Source organism: Klebsiella oxytoca, from assembly GCF_009707385.1.
Taxonomy (GTDB): Bacteria; Pseudomonadota; Gammaproteobacteria; order Enterobacterales; family Enterobacteriaceae; genus Klebsiella; species Klebsiella oxytoca_C.
In genome coordinates, this window is record NZ_CP046115.1 from 4057066 (window position 1) to 4079954 (window position 22889).

The following is a 22889-nucleotide window of genomic DNA, read 5'->3' on the forward strand; positions in this document are numbered from 1 at the left end:
ATTCGGTCACTGGAGATCAAAGGAGACCGGTATGAGCCAACGAGGCCTGGAAGCATTGCTGCGGCCAAAGTCGATCGCCGTTATTGGCGCATCAATGAAACCACAGCGCGCCGGTTATCTGATGATGCGCAACCTGCTGGCCGGGGGATTTAACGGCCCTGTCCTTCCCGTTACGCCAGCCTGGAAAGCAGTTCAGGGCGTGCTGGCCTGGCCCACCGTGGATAGTTTGCCCTTCACGCCCGATCTCGCCGTGCTGTGTACCAACGCCCGCAGAAATCTTGAGCTTCTGGAAGCGTTGGGGCAAAAAGGGTGCAAAACCTGCATCATTCTCTCTTCCATATCCGAACAATATCCCGCGCTGCTTGAGTGTGCCGCTCGCTACCAGATGCGGCTGCTCGGGCCAAATAGCCTTGGTCTTCTCGCTCCCTGGCAAGGTCTTAACGCCAGCTTTTCGCCGGTCCCTATTCATCGCGGCAAACTGGCGTTTATTTCGCAATCGGCGGCGGTCTCCAATACCATCCTCGACTGGGCTCAGCAGCGCGAGATGGGTTTTTCTTACTTTATTGCACTGGGAGATAGCCTGGACATCGACGTCGATGACCTGCTTGATTTCCTCGCTCGCGACAGTAAGACCAGCGCCATTCTGCTCTATCTTGAACATCTCAGCGATGCCCGCCGTTTTGTCTCCGCGGCCCGTAGCGCATCACGAAATAAGCCGATCCTGGTGATTAAAAGTGGACGAAGTCCTGCCGCACAAAAGCTGCTGCACGTCAATTCAGGTATGGATCCGGCCTGGGACGCCGCGATTCAGCGCGCGGGCTTGTTGCGGGTTCAGGATACTCACGAATTGTTCTCCGCGGTCGAAACCCTCAGCCACATGCGCCCGCTGCGCGGTGAGAAGCTGATGATTATCAGTAACGGTGCCGCTCCTGCTGCGCTGGCGCTGGATGAGCTTTGGCTGCGCAACGGCAAACTTGCCGCTCTCAGCGAAGAGACCAGCGATCGTCTCCGTCAGGCGTTACCTGAAACGATTGATATCGCTAACCCGCTCGATCTCCGCGACGACGCCAGCAGCGAGCATTACCTCAAAGCGCTGAACGTGCTGCTGGATAGCCATGACTACGATGCGCTGCTGGTAATCCATTCACCCAGCGCAGCAGCTCCAGGCACAGAAAGCGCGCTGGCGCTGATTGACGCCCTGAAGCGCCATCCTCGCGGCAAGTACGTGACGGTTCTCACCAACTGGTGCGGTGAGTTCTCTTCACAGGAAGCGCGGCGTCTGTTTAGCGATGCGGGCTTGCCGACCTATCGAACCCCCGAAGGTACGATTACCGCCTTTATGCATATGGTTGAATATCGACGTAACCAGAAGCAGCTCAGGGAAACTCCGGTGCAGCCAGTCTCGTTAGCGACTAATACAGCCGAAGCGCATAGTCTGCTGCAACGCGCAATCAATGAAGGCGCTACGTCTCTGGATACCCATGAAGTAAGCCCCGTTCTGCGCGCTTACGGTATTCATACCCTACCGACGTGGATTGCCGCCGATAGCGCTGAAGCCGTGCATATTGCCGAGCAGATTGGCTATCCCGTAGCACTGAAGCTGCGCTCGCCTGATATTCCACATAAGTCGGAAGTTCAGGGGGTTATGCTTTATCTGCGTACCGCCGTCGAAGTGCAGCAGGCTGCGGATGCGATTATCGATCGTGTCAAAATGACCTGGCCGCAGGCGCGCATTCACGGGCTGCTGGTGCAAAGTATGGCCAATCGCGCCGGAGCGCAGGAGCTGAGGGTTGTCGTAGAACATGACTCCGTTTTTGGGCCGCTTATCATGCTTGGCGAAGGCGGCGTAGAATGGCGTGCAGAGGATCAGGCCGCCGTCGCGCTCCCTCCGCTGAATATGAACCTTGCGCGCTACCTGGTTATCCAGGCCATCAAAAGTAAAAAAGTGCGCGGCCGCAGCGCGCTGCGACCTCTCGATATTCCCGGCCTGAGCCAGCTATTGGTACAGGTATCGAATTTAATTGTCGACTGCCCGGAAATTCAGCGTCTGGATATCCACCCTCTTCTGGCTTCCGGCCATGAGTTTACCGCGCTTGACGTGACGTTAACTCTCGCTCCATTCACCGGCGATAGTGAAAGCCGCCTCGCCATACGCCCTTATCCGCAGCAGCAGGAGGAGTGGGTGGTGATGAAGAATGGGGAACGCTGCCTTTTCCGTCCAATATTGCCGGAAGATGAGCCGCAGCTGCTGGCCTTTATCGCTCAGGTCACGAAGGAAGATCTCTATTATCGTTACTTCAGTGAAATCAACGAATTTACTCATGATGATTTAGCGAATATGACGCAGATCGACTACGATCGAGAAATGGCCTTTGTTGCTGTGCGCATCACAAGTGAGGGAGATGAGATCCTCGGCGTGACGCGGGCTATCTCCGATCCGGATAATATCGATGCCGAGTTTGCTGTACTGGTGCGCTCCGACCTGAAAGGTATGGGGTTAGGCCGCAAGCTCCTGGAAAAGTTGATTGCCTATACGCAAAGCCACGGCCTGCAGCGGCTGAATGGCATCACCATGCCCAATAATAAAGGCATGATCGGGCTCGCCAGAAAGCTAGGATTCTCAGTTGATATTCAACTTGAAGATGGGATTGTAAGTTTGTCTCTACAGCTTGTACCTGAGCAATTACAAACGGCTGACCGCAATTGTTGACTACTTTAACGGGTAGTAATGGTATTATTGCCCGCTTACGTCGTCTGCATGGTACAGAAGACCCTTCAATAAACAGAGAAGAAACGCACTGTGATGTTGTCAAAATTTAAACGCAATAAACATCAACAACACCTTGCCCAACTCCCTAAGCTTTCTCAGTCAGTTGATGATATCGAGTTCTTTTACGCTCCGGCAGATTTTCGGCAAGCGTTACTGGCCAGAATAGCTCAAGCCACCCAGCGTATTTGTATTATTGCGCTCTATCTGGAACAGGATGATGGCGGCAAAGGAATTTTGCAGGCGCTATATGACGCTAAGCGTCAGCGTCCGCAATTAGATGTCCAGGTGCTGGTCGACTGGCATCGCGCCCAGCGCGGGCGTATTGGCGTCGCGGCGTCTGATACCAATGCCGACTGGTACTGCCGCATGGCGCAGGAGAATCCCGGCGTCGATATTCCGGTTTATGGCGTTCCAGTCAATACCCGGGAAGCGCTCGGTGTCCTCCATTTCAAAGGCTTTATCATTGATGATAGCGTTCTCTATAGCGGCGCCAGCCTTAATGATGTTTACCTGCATCAACACGATAAATACCGCTACGATCGCTACCAGTGCATTCGCAACGCGAAAATGGCAGATGTGATGTTCGACTGGGTTGAAAATAACCTGGTGCAGGGCCGTGGCGTTAATCGCCTTGACAGGACCGACCGTCCTAAAAGCCCGGAAATCAAAAATGATATCCGTCAGTATCGCCAGGAGCTCCGCGATAGCAGCTATCATTTTTCTGGCGATGCTGGTGAAGATCAGCTATCTGTCACCCCGTTAGTTGGGCTGGGTAAAACTAGCCTGCTAAATAAAACGATTTTCCATCTGATGCCCTGTGCTGAGCACAAACTGACGATCTGCACCCCTTATTTTAACCTGCCAGCCCTGCTGGTACGTAATATCATTCAGCTGTTACGCAGTGGGAAAAAAGTCGAAATTATCGTTGGCGATAAAACCGCTAATGATTTCTATATTCCGGAAGATCAGCCGTTTAAAATTATCGGCGCTCTGCCCTATCTTTATGAAATCAATCTGCGGCGATTCCTGAGCCGACTGCAGTATTATGTCAATACCGATCAGCTCATTGTCCGTTTATGGAAAGACGATGATAACAGCTACCACCTGAAAGGCATGTGGGTGGATGACGAGTGGATGCTCCTGACCGGCAACAACCTGAATCCACGCGCCTGGCGACTGGATTTAGAAAACGCGATCCTTATTCACGATCCGAAGCATCAGCTCGGCGCAATGCGCGAAAAAGAGTTAAGCCTCATCCGCAAACACACCACCATCGTCAAACACTATCGCGATCTCCAAAGTATTGCTGACTATCCAATAAAGGTACGCAAACTGATCAGGCGTCTGCGACGTATTCGAATCGATCGTCTTATCAGCCGCATTCTCTGAATTACCGCCCCGTCATCGGGGCTTTTTTCCTGGACTTTCTATGCGCCTCATCATGCTTATCGCCCCGCTATTATTACTGACTGGCTGTAGCCATATGGCTAATGATTCATGGAGCGGTCAGGATAAAGCCCAACACTTTCTCGCATCAGCGATGCTCTCTGCGGCGGGCAATGAATATGCTCAGCATCAGGGCTATAGTCGCGACCGCAGCGCCGCAATTGGCTTTATGTTTTCGGTGAGCTTAGGCGCGTCGAAGGAGCTATGGGACAGCCGCCCATCCGGGAGCGGCTGGAGCTGGAAGGACTTTGCCTGGGATGTGGCAGGAGCCACAACCGGCTATGCGGTATGGCAACTGGCACATCAATAACCCTACAAACGGAGTCCTTTACCCTTACGGTGTAGCGTCAGGGAAACCAGGAAAGCAATGGCTCCCATGACGGTCACGTACCAGTAAAAGGCATGCTCAATTCCCGCTGATTTTAACGATAGCGCGACATACTCCGCCGAGCCCCCAAACAGCGCATTGGCGACGGCATAAGAAAGCCCAACGCCCAGAGCACGTACCTGGGCTGGAAACATTTCGGCCTTCAGAATACCGCTGATTGAGGTATAGAAGCTCACGATTAGCAGCGCACATATCACTAATGCAAATGCCGCATACGGCGAACTTACATTCTGTAGCGCATTCAGAATCGGAACCGTAAAGACGGTGACCAGTACGCCAAAGCAGAGCATAGAACTACGGCGACCAATCTTATCCGAGAGAGCGCCAAAAAGCGGCTGAACCAGCATATAAACAAATAAAGCAGCGGTCATAATCATGCTGGCGGTACCCGCCGTCATGCCTGCAGTATTGACCAGATATTTCTGCATATAGGTGGTGAAAGTATAAAAACTTAATGACCCCGCGGCAGTAAAGCCCAGCACCATAATAAATGCCTTGCGGTTACGCCATAGCCCTTTAAACGAGCCCGCCTCTTTTAAGGAGCGAGTTTCCTGTTTAGACGTTTCATCTAATTGGCGTCGCAACCACAGGGCCACAACGGCTAATACTGCGCCAAGTGCAAAGGGAATACGCCATCCCCACGCGTGAAGATCTTCATCGCTGAGGATCTGCTGTAATGCAACCACGACCAGCACCGCCAGAAGTTGCCCACCAATCAGCGTGACGTACTGAAAAGAGGCATAAAAACCTTTCTTACCCTCTACGGCAACTTCGCTCATATATGTCGCACCGGTACCATATTCCCCTCCGACAGATAATCCCTGGAATAAACGGGCAAGCAATAGCAAAGCCGGAGCCCAGGTTCCTATCGTTTCATAACCCGGTAAGCAGGCAATCACCAGTGAACCAAAACACATCATGCAAACTGAAATAAGCATAGAAGTTTTACGTCCACGGCGGTCAGCAATGCGCCCGAATATCCATCCCCCGATCGGACGCATCAGAAAGCCAGCAGCAAAGACTCCAGCAGTCTGTAACAACTGTGTTGTGGTATTTCCGGAAGGAAAGAAGATGTGCGCAAAGTAGAGTGAGCAAAATGAATAGACGTAAAAATCAAACCACTCAACCAGATTCCCTGAGGATGCACCTACAATTGCCCATACACGGCGCCGGGTATCACCATGATCCGGTGATTCACGCTCGCTAATACTGCTCTCTGTCATTGTAATTCTGCTCCAGCAAAGACTGCAATCTGCCGTGTCGGGTGAACCAACGCAATCGGACAAATCAATTAGTGAACCAAATGTTATATAATTGTTATTTTTTAGTTTGTGATATTATTCACATTTTTTTTCGGGCACTGGGTTTTCGCGACGAAAAGTAGATTCTGAAGGCTTTAAAAAGTGAAATATGATGAAGCTCGGGTTATAACAGATTTTTATATAGCCTGCTTTCTTTGACAATTCTACGAGATAAGCATGTCCACGCAGGATTTTATCCCCAGCGAGCCTAGTGTTTCTTTTTTCGTAACAGATAATCTTCATCCTGACGAAGCTTATCCCACCACGCCTTGAATACGGTCGCCGCTGCGGCCTTTACAGGATCATTACCTCGCGTATTCAGTGAGCCATCCTTTGCATATTTTTTACCACCTTTATAATTGGCATAGCGCCTTGCCCGCGTGTAGCCCATCTGAATAAACTTTCGTGCCATATCCATGCCGACGAAATCATTCTGCTGTCGATAATGCTCAAAGAGCTGATATATTTTTTTGGCCGACTCGTTTGCTGATGCTTCATCTTTGTAGCGCCAGAAGGGAAGGATTTCGCTTTTATAGGGCTCAACCAACAGCACGCCCTGCTCACCTTTTCCTACCTGATACAGCTCCGGGTGCTGGCGAAAATCGATGGTGGAAAAATCTTGCTGGTAATCAAAAGGCTTAATGGCCACAGTTTCCTCTCATATTGACTAAAACACCTTATTAGCCTGGTACATAAGGTAGAAGTGTAGAAGGAGGACTTTTCTGTATCGTATACAGAGAATCGGCATAAAAGCGGCAAATTCTTATTTTATAAAGACGGACGAAAGCTGAAAAGAGGAGTAAGACCCCGTTAGATTTACAGGAGAAATGATAATCCACGTAGGCTACCTATGTCAGGATATGGAATGTTACCCATATAGGTACGGGAAGTTTATCGATATGTTTGCGGAAGACAAAAACGCAAAAAGCCCATCCGTCAGGATGGGCTCTTCACTGGTTTGATGCCTGGCAGTTCCCTACTCTCACATGGGGAGACCCCACACTACCATCGGCGCTACGGCGTTTCACTTCTGAGTTCGGCATGGGGTCAGGTGGGACCACCGCGCTGTTGCCGCCAGGCAAATTCTTTGTACTCTGTCCTGTGTCTTTTACGCTCATACTGCGTTGGCTGCTCTCGCGAATGTCAGTCACATACTTCAGTATGCTCCTTCCATCGCTTCGCTTGCCGCCTTGTCTCAGCGTAAAATCCTTCGGACTCTGAATCAGAGCTGAAAATCGTCTCTCAAATCGCCAAAACATCTTCGGCGTTGTAAGGTTAAGCCTCACGGTTCATTAGTACCGGTTAGCTCAACGCATCGCTGCGCTTACACACCCGGCCTATCAACGTCGTCGTCTTCAACGTTCCTTCAGGACTCTCAAGGAGTCAGGGAGAACTCATCTCGGGGCAAGTTTCGTGCTTAGATGCTTTCAGCACTTATCTCTTCCGCATTTAGCTACCGGGCAATGCCATTGGCATGACAACCCGAACACCAGTGATGCGTCCACTCCGGTCCTCTCGTACTAGGAGCAGCCCCCCTCAATTCTCCAGCGCCCACGGCAGATAGGGACCGAACTGTCTCACGACGTTCTAAACCCAGCTCGCGTACCACTTTAAATGGCGAACAGCCATACCCTTGGGACCTACTTCAGCCCCAGGATGTGATGAGCCGACATCGAGGTGCCAAACACCGCCGTCGATATGAACTCTTGGGCGGTATCAGCCTGTTATCCCCGGAGTACCTTTTATCCGTTGAGCGATGGCCCTTCCATTCAGAACCACCGGATCACTATGACCTGCTTTCGCACCTGCTCGCGCCGTCACGCTCGCAGTCAAGCCAGCTTATGCCATTGCACTAACCTCCTGATGTCCGACCAGGATTAGCTGACCTTCGTGCTCCTCCGTTACGCTTTAGGAGGAGACCGCCCCAGTCAAACTACCCACCAGACACTGTCCGCAACCCCGATCAGGGGCCCACGTTAGAACACCAGCCATTAAAGGGTGGTATTTCAAGGATGGCTCCATGCAGACTGGCGTCCACACTTCAAAGCCTCCCACCTATCCTACACATCAAGGACCAGTGTTCAGTGTCAAGCTATAGTAAAGGTTCACGGGGTCTTTCCGTCTTGCCGCGGGTACACTGCATCTTCACAGCGAGTTCAATTTCACTGAGTCTCGGGTGGAGACAGCCTGGCCATCATTACGCCATTCGTGCAGGTCGGAACTTACCCGACAAGGAATTTCGCTACCTTAGGACCGTTATAGTTACGGCCGCCGTTTACCGGGGCTTCGATCAAGAGCTTCTCCGCGAGGATAACCCCATCAATTAACCTTCCGGCACCGGGCAGGCGTCACACCGTATACGTCCACTTTCGTGTTTGCACAGTGCTGTGTTTTTAATAAACAGTTGCAGCCAGCTGGTATCTTCGACTGAGTTCAGCTCCATGAGCAAGTCACTTCACCTACCATCAGCGTGCCTTCTCCCGAAGTTACGGCACCATTTTGCCTAGTTCCTTCACCCGAGTTCTCTCAAGCGCCTGGGTATTCTCTACCTGACCACCTGTGTCGGTTTGGGGTACGATTTGATGTTACCTGATGCTTAGAGGCTTTTCCTGGAAGCAGGGCATTTGTCACTTCAGCACCGTAGTGCCTCGTCATCACACCTCAGCGTTAATAAGGTTCCGATTTACCTGGAGCCTCCGCCTACATGCTTAAACCGGGACAACCGTCGCCCGGCCAACATAGCCTTCTCCGTCCCCCTTCGCAGTAACACCAAGTACAGGAATATAACCTGTTTCCCATCGACTACGCCTTTCGGCCTCGCCTTAGGGGTCGACTCACCCTGCCCCGATTAACGTTGGACAGGAACCCTGGTCTTCCGGCGTGCGGGTTTTTCACCCGCATTATCGTTACTTATGTCAGCATTCGCACTTCTGATACCTCCAGCAGCCCTCACAGGCCACCTTCAACGGCTTACAGAACGCTCCCCTACCCAACAACACATCGTGTCGCTGCCGCAGCTTCGGTGCATGGTTTAGCCCCGTTACATCTTCCGCGCAGGCCGACTCGACCAGTGAGCTATTACGCTTCTTTAAATGATGGCTGCTTCTAAGCCAACATCCTGGCCTGTCTGGGCCTTCCCACATCGTTTCCCACTTAACCATGACTTTGGGACCTTAGCTGGCGGTCTGGGTTGTTTCCCTCTTCACGACGGACGTTAGCACCCGCCGTGTGTCTCCCGTGATAACATTCTTCGGTATTCGTAGTTTGCATCGGGTTGGTAAGTCGGGATGACCCCCTAGCCGAAACAGTGCTCTACCCCCGAAGATGAGTTCACGAGGCGCTACCTAAATAGCTTTCGGGGAGAACCAGCTATCTCCCGGTTTGATTGGCCTTTCACCCCCAGCCACAAGTCATCCGCTAATTTTTCAACATTAGTCGGTTCGGTCCTCCAGTTAGTGTTACCCAACCTTCAACCTGCCCATGGCTAGATCACCGGGTTTCGGGTCTATACCCTGCAACTTAACGCCCAGTTAAGACTCGGTTTCCCTGCGGCTCCCCTATACGGTTAACCTTGCTACAGAATATAAGTCGCTGACCCATTATACAAAAGGTACGCAGTCACCCCACATGGAGGCTCCTACTGCTTGTACGTACACGGTTTCAGGTTCTTTTTCACTCCCCTCGCCGGGGTTCTTTTCGCCTTTCCCTCACGGTACTGGTTCACTATCGGTCAGTCAGGAGTATTTAGCCTTGGAGGATGGTCCCCCCATATTCAGACAGGATACCACGTGTCCCGCCCTACTCTTCGAGTTCACAGCATGTGCATTTTGGTGTACGGGACTATCACCCTGTACCGTCGGACTTTCCAGACCGTTCCACTAACACACACGCTGATTCAGACTCCGGGCTGCTCCCCGTTCGCTCGCCGCTACTGGGGGAATCTCGGTTGATTTCTTTTCCTCGGGGTACTTAGATGTTTCAGTTCCCCCGGTTCGCCTCGTTTGACTATGTATTCATCAAACGATAGTGCAATGAATTGCACTGGGTTTCCCCATTCGGACATCGCCGGCTATAACGGTTCATATCACCTTACCGACGCTTTTCGCAGATTAGCACGTCCTTCATCGCCTCTGACTGCCAGGGCATCCACCGTGTACGCTTAGTCGCTTAACCTCACAACCCGAAGATGTTTCGTGAAACACCCTCGTGTCGCGAAAATTTGAGAGACTCGAACACACTTCAACAGTGTGTCGTTTCAATTTTCAGCTTGATCCAGATTTTTAAAGAGCAAATATCTCAAACGTCACCCGAAGATGAGTTTTGAGATACCGGTTGGTTGTGCCTTTCACTCACACCCAGCAAGTGGCGTCCCCTAGGGGATTCGAACCCCTGTTGCCGCCGTGAAAGGGCGGAGTCCTAACCGCTAGACGAAGGGGACACGAGGTGTCACGACTTCGCAGCCGTCTTGCTTCTTTACATCTATCAGACAATCTGTGTGAGCACTACAAAGGCAGGTTCTTTCAGGTAAGGAGGTGATCCAACCGCAGGTTCCCCTACGGTTACCTTGTTACGACTTCACCCCAGTCATGAATCACAAAGTGGTAAGCGCCCTCCCGAAGGTTAAGCTACCTACTTCTTTTGCAACCCACTCCCATGGTGTGACGGGCGGTGTGTACAAGGCCCGGGAACGTATTCACCGTGGCATTCTGATCCACGATTACTAGCGATTCCGACTTCATGGAGTCGAGTTGCAGACTCCAATCCGGACTACGACATACTTTATGAGGTCCGCTTGCTCTCGCGAGGTCGCTTCTCTTTGTATATGCCATTGTAGCACGTGTGTAGCCCTGGTCGTAAGGGCCATGATGACTTGACGTCATCCCCACCTTCCTCCAGTTTATCACTGGCAGTCTCCTTTGAGTTCCCGGCCGGACCGCTGGCAACAAAGGATAAGGGTTGCGCTCGTTGCGGGACTTAACCCAACATTTCACAACACGAGCTGACGACAGCCATGCAGCACCTGTCTCACAGTTCCCGAAGGCACGTTCTCATCTCTGAAAACTTCTGTGGATGTCAAGACCAGGTAAGGTTCTTCGCGTTGCATCGAATTAAACCACATGCTCCACCGCTTGTGCGGGCCCCCGTCAATTCATTTGAGTTTTAACCTTGCGGCCGTACTCCCCAGGCGGTCGACTTAACGCGTTAGCTCCGGAAGCCACTCCTCAAGGGAACAACCTCCAAGTCGACATCGTTTACAGCGTGGACTACCAGGGTATCTAATCCTGTTTGCTCCCCACGCTTTCGCACCTGAGCGTCAGTCTTTGTCCAGGGGGCCGCCTTCGCCACCGGTATTCCTCCAGATCTCTACGCATTTCACCGCTACACCTGGAATTCTACCCCCCTCTACAAGACTCCAGCCTGCCAGTTTCGAATGCAGTTCCCAGGTTGAGCCCGGGGATTTCACATCCGACTTGACAGACCGCCTGCGTGCGCTTTACGCCCAGTAATTCCGATTAACGCTTGCACCCTCCGTATTACCGCGGCTGCTGGCACGGAGTTAGCCGGTGCTTCTTCTGCGGGTAACGTCAATTGCTGCGGTTATTAACCACAACACCTTCCTCCCCGCTGAAAGTACTTTACAACCCGAAGGCCTTCTTCATACACGCGGCATGGCTGCATCAGGCTTGCGCCCATTGTGCAATATTCCCCACTGCTGCCTCCCGTAGGAGTCTGGACCGTGTCTCAGTTCCAGTGTGGCTGGTCATCCTCTCAGACCAGCTAGGGATCGTCGCCTAGGTGAGCCGTTACCTCACCTACTAGCTAATCCCATCTGGGCACATCTGATGGCAAGAGGCCCGAAGGTCCCCCTCTTTGGTCTTGCGACGTTATGCGGTATTAGCTACCGTTTCCAGTAGTTATCCCCCTCCATCAGGCAGTTTCCCAGACATTACTCACCCGTCCGCCACTCGTCACCCGAGAGCAAGCTCTCTGTGCTACCGTTCGACTTGCATGTGTTAGGCCTGCCGCCAGCGTTCAATCTGAGCCATGATCAAACTCTTCAATTTAAGTTTGATGCTCACAGAATTAAACTTCGTAATGAATTACGTGTTCACTCTTTGAGACTTGGTATTCATTTTTCGTCCGAAGACGTTAAGAATCCATGTCACTTTGAGTGCCCACACAGATTGTCTGATAAATTGTTAAAGAGCAGTGCCGCTTCGCTTTTCGCTGCAGCGTGGGGTGTGCATATTACGCCTTCCCGCTAAAGAGTCAAGCGATTATTTTCACTTTTCTCTGCCGGCATTCATCGCTGAATCCCGCTAACCCGGCGGCTTGTTGGCCGTTGTTCCGTGTCAGTGGAGGCGCATTATAGGGAGTAATTCTGACGTGACAAGGGGAATTTTAAAAAAAAACTCCGCATGCTTAATTTTCAACCAAGCCATTAGCTAAAATTAATCAATTGCCTGGTTTTTAAACAAAAACGAGCCCTGAGGGCCCGTTTTTGCGGTTTTGTGAGTTACTGCACTGCTACTATCCGATCGTTTTTCACGACTAGCTGCACTTCTTTACCCGGAATCAGCTCACCGGAAAGAATCTGCTGCGCAAGCGGGTTTTCGATCTGTTGCTGGATAGCTCGTTTCAGAGGACGAGCGCCATAAACCGGATCGTAGCCGTTTTCGCTCAACAGCTTCAGAGCGTCTTCAGAGATATGGACTTCGTAGCCGCGTTCTTCAAGACGTTTATACAACCGCTGCAGCTGAATCTGCGCAATCGAAGCAATGTGTTTTTCACCCAACGGATGGAATACAACAACCTCATCAATACGGTTGATAAACTCCGGACGGAAGCTTTGGCTAACCACGCCCAGCACCAGATCTTTCATGTGACTATAATCCAGCGCACCAAAACGTTCCTGAATGAGATCGGAGCCGAGGTTTGAGGTCATGATGACGACCGTATTACGGAAGTCGACCGTTCTCCCCTGCCCGTCCGTCAAACGTCCATCGTCCAGAACCTGCAGCAGAATGTTAAAGACATCGGGATGCGCTTTTTCCACTTCATCCAGCAGGATGACGGAATAAGGACGGCGGCGGACCGCTTCTGTCAAATAGCCGCCTTCTTCATAGCCAACATATCCCGGAGGTGCCCCAACCAGACGTGAAACGGAATGTTTCTCCATAAACTCTGACATGTCGATGCGAACCATCGCATCGTCGCTATCGAACATAAAGTTGGCCAGCGCTTTACACAGTTCCGTTTTACCCACACCGGTAGGCCCCAGGAACAGGAATGAGCCAATCGGGCGGTTAGGATCGGACAACCCGGCACGGCTACGGCGGATCGCATTCGATACCGCTTCAACTGCTTCATTCTGACCAATGACGCGACTATGCAACTCCTGCTCCATACGCAGCAGTTTCTCACGCTCGCCTTCAAGCATTCTCGCCACCGGGATACCCGTCCAGCGAGCCAGCACTTCCGCGATTTCCGCATCCGTTACTTTATTACGTAACAGACGCATCGTCTTGCCTTCCGACTGCGTTGCCGCCGCCAGCTGTTTTTCCAGTTCCGGGATCTTGCCGTACTGCAGCTCAGACATCCGCGCCAGATCGCCGACGCGACGCGCCTGTTCAATAGCGATTTTGGCCTGCTCCAGCTCAGCTTTAATCGTCTGGGTTCCTGAGAGCGACGCTTTTTCAGCCTTCCACTCTTCTTCTAATATCGAATACTGGCGTTCTTTATCCGCCAGCTCCTCATTCAGCATATCCAGTCGCTTAATACTGGCTTCATCGGACTCTTTCTTCAGCGCCTGCTGTTCCAGCTTAAGCTGGATGATACGACGGTCAAGCCGGTCCAGTTCTTCCGGTTTTGAGTCAATCTGCATTCGGATGCTGGAAGCAGCCTCATCGATCAGGTCGATGGCTTTATCCGGCAGCTGTCGGTCGGCGATATAGCGGTGAGACAGCGTCGCTGCAGCCACAATTGCCGGGTCGGTGATCTGCACATGGTGATGCAGTTCATAACGTTCTTTCAATCCGCGCAGAATCGCGATGGTATCTTCAACGGTCGGCTCCGCCACAAACACTTTCTGGAAACGGCGTTCCAGCGCAGCATCTTTTTCAATGTACTGGCGATATTCATCAAGCGTCGTAGCACCAACGCAGTGCAGTTCACCACGCGCCAGCGCCGGTTTCAGCATGTTACCGGCGTCCATTGCGCCGTCGGCTTTACCAGCACCGACCATGGTGTGCAGCTCATCGATAAACAGAATAACGTTGCCTTCCTGCTTAGCGAGATCGTTCAGGACACCTTTCAGGCGTTCTTCAAATTCACCGCGATATTTGGCGCCAGCGACAAGCGCCCCCATATCCAGCGCCAGCACCCGGCGGCCCTTCAGCCCTTCAGGCACTTCTCCGTTTACAATCCGCTGCGCCAGCCCTTCAACAATGGCGGTTTTACCCACCCCTGGTTCACCAATGAGTACCGGGTTATTTTTGGTGCGTCGCTGCAGAACCTGAATCGTACGGCGAATTTCTTCATCACGGCCGATTACCGGGTCAAGTTTGCCCTGCTCGGCGCGTTCGGTCAGGTCGACCGTAAATTTTTTCAATGCCTGACGTTGGTCTTCGGCACCCTGATCGTTCACGCTTTCACCTCCGCGCATTTGTTCAATCGCCTGACTCACGTTAGCGGTTGTGGCTCCGGCGGATTTTAAAAGGTCGGTCAGCGTGCCGCGTGATTCAAGCGCTGCCAGAACGAACAGTTCTGACGAAATAAAGTTATCCTTTCTCTTTTGCGCCAGCTTGTCGCAAAGGTTCAGGATACGCACTAAATCCTGAGACGGTTGAACATCGCCACCGGTACCTTCTACCTGCGGCAAACGGCTCAGCGCCTGTTCAATATTGGTGCGTAACTCTCCGGCGTTGATACCTGCCGAAGTTAATAAAGGACGTACCGATCCCCCTTCCTGATTCAGCAAGGCGCTCATAAGATGAAGAGGTTCGATGAATTGGTTGTCGTGCCCAAGCGCAAGAGACTGGGCATCGGCAAGAGCAAGCTGGAATTTATTAGTAAGACGATCCAGACGCATAACTCCTCCCATAACAGGTCAAATTTGCTACTGGAGATTAAATGAGGTCATCCCTCAATTATTCAAGGTTAAAGACCTGAACTATGCAAAAAATAAGTTTGCCTTCTGGATCGTCTTAGTTCGGCAGGTTATATCAGCCAGATAAAACTTGCCATACGACCTGTCGTTTTGTCGCGACGATAAGAGAAAAAATCATCTTTTTCGCTGAGGGTGCAACGGTCACCACCGAAAATCTGCTCAACGCCAACGCTCGCCAGACGCTGACGGGCCAGTTGATAGAGATCAGCAAAATATTTTTCACCTGCGGCGCGAAATGCGCGCTCTGCCTGGACATCTTTTGCCATAAAGGCTTCACGCACTTCCGGGCCAACCTCAAAAGCTTGCGGCCCAATGGCTGGACCAAGCCATGCCATGATGTTTTCGGGCTTATCGGCAAAACAGGCGACCGTTTCCTCCAGCACGCCTTCGCACAGACCGCGCCAGCCAGCATGGGCAGCCGCAATCTCTGTACCCGCGCGGTTACAAAAAAGCACCGGCAGGCAATCGGCGGTCATTACCGCGCATACCGTCCCCGGGACATTGCTGTAGGAAGCATCCGCCCGCTTTGACTCGTACGGCCCGCCATCGAGCTGCAAAACAGTCGTACCGTGCACCTGCTCCAGCCACACCGGGTATGAAGGCAGACCACCTGCGGCATACATGCGCCGACGGTTCTCTTCTACGTGCTGTAGATTGTCCCCGCAATGCGCCCCCAGATTGAGTGAATCATACGGCGGCAGGCTAACCCCGCCAACGCGCGTGGAACTACAGGCAGCCACGCCTTTCGGCGTCGGCCATTGCGGTACAATCACTTTAGTCATAGCCAGTCGATATCGTCTTTATGAGCTTCAAAATCAGCGCGCATGGCATCAATTAAATCAACCATATCCTGTGGAATTGGCGCATGCCATTCCATCTCAATTCCGCTGATCGGATGGTATAAGCGCAGCATGGTGGCATGCAAAGCCTGGCGATCGAACTTGCGCAGAGCAGCGATAAACTCTTCCGATGCGCCTTTTGGCGGACGCGGCCGCCCACCGTACACTTGATCGCCCACCAGCGGATGGGTGATGTGCGCCATATGCACGCGAATCTGGTGCGTACGCCCGGTCTCCAGACGCAAACGCAGGCGAGTATGGATGCGAAAATGCTCCATAATTCGGTAGTGCGTTACCGCTGGTTTTCCCATTGGATGTACCGCCATGTGAGTACGCTTGGTAGGGTGGCGGCTAATCGGTTCTTCAACCGAACCGCCTGCGGTCATATGACCGATGGCCACCGCTTCATACTCACGGGTGATTTCACGCAGCTGCAGGGACTCCACCAGCCGGGTTTGCGCCGGTATAGTTTTCGCCACCACCATCAAACCGGTGGTGTCTTTATCAAGACGGTGCACAATTCCGGCACGCGGCACATCAGCAATGGCCGGATAGTAGTGCAACAGCGCATTCAGCACAGTACCGTCAGGGTTTCCCGCGCCGGGATGCACAACTAAATCGCGCGGTTTGTTAATTACGAGGATGTCATCATCTTCATAAACGATATTGAGCGGAATATCCTGTGGCTGGAAACGAACTTCTTCTTCGATTTCAACATCGATAGCAATCGTCTCTCCCCCCAGCACTTTCTCTTTCGGCTTGTCACTGACATTGCCGTTTACCAGCACTCTCTGGTCAAGGATCCATTCTTTTATGCGTGAACGCGAATAATCCGGGAACAATTCGGCCAAAGCCTGATCTAAGCGTTGTCCGAGTTGGTTTTCGGACACCGTTGCGTTGAGTTGTACTCGTTGTGCCATATACAGCTTCTTCGTTTTAACGTTGGGTTTTACGGCTTTGCCGTTTAATATAGTGTGCTATTGTAGCTGGTCTTAATCGGGAGCAGGAACAGAGATTCTCCCGCATAAACATTTTGAGGAAGTCAAAACGTCATGACGCGCATGAAATACCTGGTGGCAGCAGCCACACTGAGCCTGGCTTTGGTGGGTTGCTCTGGCTCAAAGGAGGAGGTGCCCGATAATCCGCCGAATGAGATCTACGCGACCGCTCAGCAAAAGCTGCAGGACGGTAACTGGAAACAGGCAATAACGCAACTGGAAGCGTTGGATAACCGTTATCCCTTTGGACCTTATTCCCAACAGGTACAGTTGGATCTGATTTATGCGTACTACAAAAACGCCGATCTGCCGCTGGCTCAGGCCGCCATCGATCGCTTTGTACGCCTGAACCCTACGCATCCTAACATTGATTACGTCATTTATATGCGTGGTCTGACAAATATGGCGTTGGATGACAGTGCGCTGCAGGGCTTCTTCGGTGTCGATCGCTCCGATCGCGATCCACAACACGCGCGTGATGCCTTTAACGACTTCTCCAGGCTGGTTCGTGGCTATCCTAATAGCCAGTACTCCACCGACGCCTATAAACGTATGGTGTTCCTGAAGGATCGTCTGGCGAAGTACGAGCTATCGGTTGTTGATTACTATACCGCTCGTGGCGCATGGGTTGCGGTAGTCAACCGCGTGGAAGGAATGCTGCGTAACTATCCGGATACGCAGGCCACCCGCGATGCGCTGCCGAAGATGGAAAACGCCTACCGTCAGATGCAAATGAATGCTCAGGCCGACAAGGTTGCGCAAATCATTGCAGCAAACGGTAAGAACACCTGATAGACGATAGATAAGCAAAACGGCAGCCTGATGGCTGCCGTTTTTTTATTCGTTAAAAATTTTAGCTGAAGCGGTTTAGCGCTGAGTTAACTCATCAAATATGGCCCTCTTTTTTCCATTCGACAAGTAAAATCTCCTCTGTTCCTGTCCTGCCTCACAAAACAGATTTGTTGACAAAAAGTGACAATAAAATGTGATTTAAATCACGAATTTTGACATTAGGCGAGGTATGCTGAGTTCACCAAGACGGGAAAGACAAGAGGTAAAATTTATGACAATGAACATTACCAGTAAGCAAATGGAAATTACTCCGGCAATTCGCCAGCACGTCGCAGACCGTCTCGCAAAATTAGATAAATGGCAAACCCACTTAATTAACCCGCATATCATCCTTTCTAAAGAGCCACAGGGTTTTGTCGCTGATGCAACAATCAATACGCCGAACGGCCACCTGGTTGCCAGCGCACGGCACGAAGATATGTACGCCGCCATCAACGAATTGATCAACAAGCTGGAACGGCAGCTAAATAAAGTGCAACACAAAGGGGAAGCCCGCCGCGCCGCAACATCGGTGAAAGAGGCAGGCTTTGTGGAAGAAGAAGAGTAATCCTTAACTTAAGCTTGTGTCATGCCACGCGCCTTCGGGCGCGTTTTTTATTGACAGAGTGAAAACAGTACAGGTACTGTAATCCCCACTAACTTAAGGAATTCATCGTGCAACCGATCCCGTTCTTCTTCGCATTCTTTTTTACCTTCCCCTGAATGGGAGGCAATTCGTCGTGTGATAAAGAATGCGAAGACGAACAACAAGGCCTCCCAAGCGGGAGGCCTTTTTTATTGATAATCGATAACAAGAAAGGCAACACATATGACCGAGGAAAACCCATTACTGGCCCTACGCGATAAGATCAGCGCTCTTGATGAAAAGCTGCTTGCGCTGCTGGCTGAACGCCGTGGCCTGGCCGTAGAGGTTGGCAAAGCCAAGCTGGCATCACATCGTCCGGTGCGCGATATCGACCGCGAGCGCGACCTGCTGGAGCGGCTGATGACGCTGGGTAAAAGCTATCATCTTGATGCCCATTACATCACACGCCTGTTCCAGCTCATTATTGAAGACTCGGTTCTTACCCAACAAACGCTACTCCAGCAGCACCTGAATAAAATAAACCCTCATTCCGCACGCGTAGCGTTTCTCGGCCCTAAAGGTTCATATTCGCATCTGGCGGCTCGTCAGTATGCGGCCCGCCACTTTGAACAGTTTATCGAGAGCGGCTGCGCTAAATTTGCCGATATCTTCGAGCAAGTGGAAACGGGTCAGGCTGACTACGCCGTCGTGCCTATCGAGAATACCAGCTCCGGCGGCATCAATGACGTTTACGACCTTCTGCAGCACACTAGCTTGTCCATCGTTGGCGAGCTGACGCTGCCTATCGATCACTGCGTGCTGGTCGCAACGTCAACCGATGCGCAGCAGATCACAACGGTCTACAGCCATCCGCAGCCGTTCCAGCAGTGCAGCCAATATCTAAGCCGCTATCCGCACTGGAACATTGAATATACCGATAGCACCTCGTCAGCAATGGAGAAGGTGGCGCAGGCTAACTCTCCGACCGTGGCCGCCCTGGGCAGCGAAGCCGGCGGCGCGCTGCACGGTTTGCAGGTTCTGGAGCATTGTCTTGCTAACCAGGCGCAAAACATCACCCGCTTCCTGGTCCTGGCACGAAAAGCGGTGGAAGTCTCCGATCAGGTACCGGCGAAAACCACCTTGCTAATGGCTACAGGCCAGCAAGCAGGAGCCCTGGTAGAGGCTCTGCTGGTGCTGCGCAACCATAACCTGATAATGACGAAGCTGGAATCCCGTCCGATTCACGGTAACCCGTGGGAAGAGATGTTTTATCTGGATATCCAGGCCAACCTGGAATCGATGCCCATGCGTAAGGCATTAAAAGAGCTGGCCGAGATAACCCGTTCAATGAAGGTGCTGGGCTGCTATGCCAGCGAAAACGTGGTACCGGTCGATCCGGTTTAACTTTCTTTAAACGGCAATTTCTTCATCCCTGCCACGGCAACCGGCAGGGTGAAGATCGCGCCGGAAAGCGGATATTTTGCGACTTCTTCGGCGTCCATATTCTCCCGCGTAGTGGTGATATAAAGCGTTTTCATATCTGCCCCACCAAAACAGACCATCGTCGGGCAACGCACCGGTAAGCGATACTCCTCCAGCTGCTCACCCGTCGGCGAGAAGCGGGCAACCCGCCAGCCGTCAAACATCGCACTCCAGTAGCAACCTTCTACATCTATGGCCGCACCATCAGGGATCCCCTCCCCCGGCAGAAAGCGACGAAAAACCGCGCGCTTACCCGGCTCGCCCTGTTCATCCAAAGGAGTACGGTAGATAACAGCGTTCGGCGTATCCGAGGTATACATCCATTGCTTGTCTTCGCTAAACGCCAGGCCGTTGGCACCATGAATATCGCACTGGATGACCTGCGCAGAGAGATCGTTATCGATACGCATCAACAGCGCCCCGTTAAAATCTCCCGGCCCCCAGAAAGTTCCGGCATAAAAGCGGCCGTCGCGATCGGTTCCACCATCGTTAAAGCGCGCTAATAGCGGATTACTCGGGTTATCACAAACTTTTCGCTGCAGAAGGCCATGAGTATCAGTGAGCCAAATACCGCTACGTAATGCGACGATAAACCCCCCCTTCGCCCGGAGAGCAAAACAGCCGGGCTCTTCAGGAAATTGTAGTACCTGATGTTCACCCGTCCGCACTTCGTAGCGATGAATCTCACACTCCATTATATCGGCCCAGTACAGAGCCTGTTCGGCTTCACTCCAGGTCGGACATTCCGGTAAATGCCCGGTGTAATCAAACAGCGGTTGTGGTTCAGCCATCGTTTTCATCCCTATAAAAAAAGCCAGCGGGTCACCCCCCTGGCTTTATTGTATACGCGTTTTAACACTTACTGCCGATTATCATTTGCCTGACGCAGCAACGTTCGGCTTTCGCTCTGGAAGCGCTGGGCATAATCACCGAACCAGTGCTCAACCTTGCGGAAGCTGTCGATGAACGCCTGTTTATCTCCCTGCTCCAGCAGACCAATCGCTTCGCCGAAGCGCTGATAGTATCGCTTTATCAGCGCCAGATTGTTTTCCGAGGACATAATAATGTCAGCATAAAGCTGCGGGTCCTGGGCAAACAGGCGACCAACCATCGCCAGTTCAAGGCGATAAATAGGCGACGACAGCGCCAGAAGCTGCTCAAGGCGCACGTTCTCTTCGGCCAGGTGCAGGCCATAAGCGAAGGTCGCAAAGTGGCGCAGCGCCTGAATAAAGGCCATGTTTTGATCGTGCTCGACGGCGCTGATGCGGTGCAGCCGAGCCCCCCATACCTGAATTTGCTCCAGGAACCACTGATAGGATTCCGGCTGACGACCATCGCAGTACACAACAACCTGCTTCGCCAGGCTGCCGCTATCGGGGCCAAACATAGGATGCAGACCTAGCACCGGACCTTTATGGGCGGCTAACATTGCCTGCAGCGGTTCTGCTTTAACCGAGGCCAAATCAACCAGAATGCAGTCCGCTGGCAATGGCGGTAGTTGAGCAATCGTTGCCGCAGTCGTGTGAATCGGCACGCTGACGATAACCATGCCGGCATCTGCAACGATCTCTTCCGCCCGCGACCAGTCGTCTTTCTCCAGAATACGAACCTGGTAGCCGGAAAGCGTCAGCATTTTCTCGAACAGACGCCCCATTTGCCCACCGCCGCCGACAATAACCACCGGGCGCAGATTCGGATAGAGCGTTTTAAAACCTTTATCGTTTTCGCTGGAGTAAGACTCACGCATCACGCGACGCAAAACATCTTCGATAAGATCCGGCGGAACCCCAAGCGCTGCGGCCTCCTCACGACGGGAAGCCAGCATCGCCGACTCACGCTCAGGAACGTAAATCGGCAGGCCATATTGGCTTTTAACCTCTCCGACTTCCGCTACCAGTTCGAGGCGCTTAGCCAGCAGTTCCAGCAGCGCCTTATCGACTTCATCAATTTGATCGCGCAACGCGGTCAGTTCAGCAACCATATAATCCTCTTACCCCAGACGAGCCGCCAGATGGCCTCGCAGATCCTTATCAAGTTCGCGGAGCAATGCATCGGTAGTTTCCCAGCTAATGCAGGCATCGGTCACGGAGACGCCGTATTTCATATCGCAACGCGGCTGCTCGGAGGACTGATTACCTTCGTGGATATTGCTCTCGATCATCAGACCAATGATGGAACGATTACCATCTTTAATCTGCGCGACGACGGATTCGGCAACCGCAGGCTGGCGGCGGTAGTCTTTATTCGAATTCCCATGGCTGCAATCTACCATCAGAGAGGGTTTCAGTCCCGCCTGAGTCATCTCTTTTTCACACTTCGCGACATCTTCCGGACCGTAGTTAGGCGCTTTACCACCACGAAGAATAACATGGCCGTTCGGGTTGCCCTGCGTTTGCAGCAGGCAAACCTGCCCGGCCTGGTTGATGCCTACAAAACGGTGAGGCATAGCAGCTGCGCGCATCGCGTTAATTGCTGTTGCCAGGCTGCCATCGGTACCATTTTTAAAACCGACCGGCATTGACAGGCCTGAGGCCATCTCGCGGTGAGTCTGTGATTCCGTAGTACGCGCGCCAATAGCTGACCAGCTGAACAGGTCGCCAAGGTACTGAGGACTGTTTGGATCCAACGCTTCTGTCGCCAGTGGCAGGCCCATATTGACCAAATCAACCAGCAGACGACGCGCAATCTTCAAACCACCTTCCACATCAAACGAACCATCCATATGCGGATCGTTAATCAGCCCTTTCCAGCCAACGGTGGTACGAGGTTTTTCAAAATAGACGCGCATTACCAGATAGAGGCTATCGCTGACCTCTGCGGCAAGAGTTTTAAAACGACGAGCGTATTCAATTGCGGTTTCAGGATCGTGAATCGAACAAGGACCACACACCACCAGCAGGCGAGGATCGCGGCCAGCGATGATGTCTGAGATAGTCTGGCGAGACTGCGCGATCTGCGCTTCTTGCTCAAGGCTCAGGGGGAATTCAGCTTTCAGCTGTTCCGGAGTGATCAAAACCTGTTCATCAGTAATATGTACGTTATTCAGCGCGTCTTTTTGCATGATTGCGATCCTGTATAG

15 protein-coding genes, 1 tRNA gene, 3 rRNA genes and 1 other annotated feature are annotated in these 22889 nt (G+C 52.3%); of the genes, 7 read left to right on the forward strand and 12 right to left on the reverse strand.

Going from position 1 to position 22889, the window contains the following annotated elements; all coding sequences use genetic code 11:
- The first annotated feature begins 31 nt into the window (after positions 1-31).
- The 3 genes from GJ746_RS18855 (at position 32) to GJ746_RS18865 (ending at position 4526) form a co-directional block, all read left to right on the forward strand.
- Positions 32-2710: a bifunctional acetate--CoA ligase family protein/GNAT family N-acetyltransferase gene (locus GJ746_RS18855; protein ID WP_154681566.1), complete on the forward strand. Its 2679-nt coding sequence runs from the start codon at positions 32-34 to the stop codon at positions 2708-2710.
- Between the two features lie 93 nt (positions 2711-2803).
- The gene (gene pssA / locus GJ746_RS18860; protein WP_154681567.1) at positions 2804-4159 is read left to right on the forward strand and encodes a CDP-diacylglycerol--serine O-phosphatidyltransferase; all 1356 of its coding nucleotides are present in this window, start codon (positions 2804-2806) and stop codon (positions 4157-4159) included.
- A gap of 40 nt (positions 4160-4199) precedes the next feature.
- On the forward strand, positions 4200-4526 hold the full coding sequence (locus GJ746_RS18865; protein WP_154681568.1) for a YfiM family lipoprotein: 327 nt from the start codon (positions 4200-4202) through the stop codon (positions 4524-4526).
- Between the two features lie 2 nt (positions 4527-4528).
- Here the strand turns inward: GJ746_RS18865 and GJ746_RS18870 are convergent, their stop codons facing one another.
- The 9 genes from GJ746_RS18870 to rluD form a co-directional block, all read right to left on the reverse strand.
- Positions 4529-5827 (reverse strand): MFS transporter, encoded by a 1299-nt coding sequence (locus GJ746_RS18870; RefSeq protein WP_154681569.1) that lies wholly within the window; start codon positions 5825-5827, stop codon positions 4529-4531.
- A gap of 286 nt (positions 5828-6113) precedes the next feature.
- Positions 6114-6554: a DUF4385 domain-containing protein gene (locus GJ746_RS18875; RefSeq protein ID WP_154681570.1), complete on the reverse strand. Its 441-nt coding sequence runs from the start codon at positions 6552-6554 to the stop codon at positions 6114-6116.
- Between the two features lie 314 nt (positions 6555-6868).
- Positions 6869-6984 (reverse strand): 5S ribosomal RNA (gene rrf / locus GJ746_RS18880).
- A gap of 192 nt (positions 6985-7176) precedes the next feature.
- A 23S ribosomal RNA gene (locus GJ746_RS18885) occupies positions 7177-10078 on the reverse strand.
- A gap of 190 nt (positions 10079-10268) precedes the next feature.
- Positions 10269-10343 (reverse strand) — tRNA-Glu (locus GJ746_RS18890).
- Between the two features lie 87 nt (positions 10344-10430).
- Positions 10431-11970, reverse strand: a 16S ribosomal RNA gene (locus GJ746_RS18895).
- Together the 16S, 23S and 5S rRNA genes with 1 tRNA gene alongside form the textbook arrangement of a ribosomal RNA operon.
- 452 nt (positions 11971-12422) lie before the next feature.
- Complete coding sequence (gene clpB / locus GJ746_RS18900; RefSeq protein WP_154681571.1) at positions 12423-14996, reverse strand: ATP-dependent chaperone ClpB; 2574 nt, start codon at positions 14994-14996, stop codon at positions 12423-12425.
- A gap of 128 nt (positions 14997-15124) precedes the next feature.
- Positions 15125-15856, reverse strand: coding sequence for a purine nucleoside phosphorylase YfiH (yfiH, locus tag GJ746_RS18905; RefSeq protein ID WP_154681572.1), 732 nt, complete (start codon positions 15854-15856; stop codon positions 15125-15127).
- The gene (gene rluD, locus GJ746_RS18910; RefSeq protein WP_154681573.1) at positions 15853-16833 is read right to left on the reverse strand and encodes a 23S rRNA pseudouridine(1911/1915/1917) synthase RluD; all 981 of its coding nucleotides are present in this window, start codon (positions 16831-16833) and stop codon (positions 15853-15855) included. Before rluD ends, yfiH begins: the two co-directional genes overlap by 4 nt.
- Positions 16834-16965: 132 nt before the next feature.
- On the opposite strand from rluD, the gene bamD reads away from it, so the two are divergent.
- From bamD to pheA, 4 genes are all read left to right on the forward strand, one after another.
- Complete coding sequence (gene bamD / locus GJ746_RS18915; RefSeq protein WP_154681574.1) at positions 16966-17703, forward strand: outer membrane protein assembly factor BamD; 738 nt, start codon at positions 16966-16968, stop codon at positions 17701-17703.
- A 271-nt stretch (positions 17704-17974) separates the two neighbouring features.
- Positions 17975-18310: a ribosome-associated translation inhibitor RaiA gene (gene raiA / locus GJ746_RS18920; protein ID WP_004104616.1), complete on the forward strand. Its 336-nt coding sequence runs from the start codon at positions 17975-17977 to the stop codon at positions 18308-18310.
- A 106-nt stretch (positions 18311-18416) separates the two neighbouring features.
- Positions 18417-18541 (forward strand) — a sequence feature (Phe leader region).
- Positions 18418-18465 carry a pheA operon leader peptide PheL gene (pheL, locus tag GJ746_RS25260; RefSeq protein WP_195908876.1) on the forward strand — a complete coding sequence of 16 codons (48 nt, stop codon included), beginning with the start codon at positions 18418-18420 and terminating at the stop codon, positions 18463-18465. It overlaps the preceding feature by 48 nt.
- A gap of 30 nt (positions 18542-18571) precedes the next feature.
- A complete protein-coding gene (pheA, locus tag GJ746_RS18925) occupies positions 18572-19732 on the forward strand; it encodes a bifunctional chorismate mutase/prephenate dehydratase (protein WP_154681575.1) in 1161 nt (386 codons plus the stop codon).
- Here pheA and GJ746_RS18930 read toward each other — a convergent pair.
- From GJ746_RS18930 to aroF, 3 genes are all read right to left on the reverse strand, one after another.
- Positions 19729-20601 carry an SMP-30/gluconolactonase/LRE family protein gene (locus tag GJ746_RS18930; RefSeq protein ID WP_154681576.1) on the reverse strand — a complete coding sequence of 291 codons (873 nt, stop codon included), beginning with the start codon at positions 20599-20601 and terminating at the stop codon, positions 19729-19731. The genes pheA and GJ746_RS18930 overlap by 4 nt on opposite strands.
- A gap of 68 nt (positions 20602-20669) precedes the next feature.
- Positions 20670-21791, reverse strand: a complete 1122-nt coding sequence (tyrA, locus tag GJ746_RS18935) for a bifunctional chorismate mutase/prephenate dehydrogenase (protein ID WP_154681577.1) — start codon at positions 21789-21791, stop codon at positions 20670-20672.
- A 9-nt stretch (positions 21792-21800) separates the two neighbouring features.
- Positions 21801-22871, reverse strand: a complete 1071-nt coding sequence (gene aroF / locus GJ746_RS18940; protein ID WP_154681578.1) for a 3-deoxy-7-phosphoheptulonate synthase AroF — start codon at positions 22869-22871, stop codon at positions 21801-21803.
- Positions 22872-22889 lie beyond the last annotated feature (18 nt).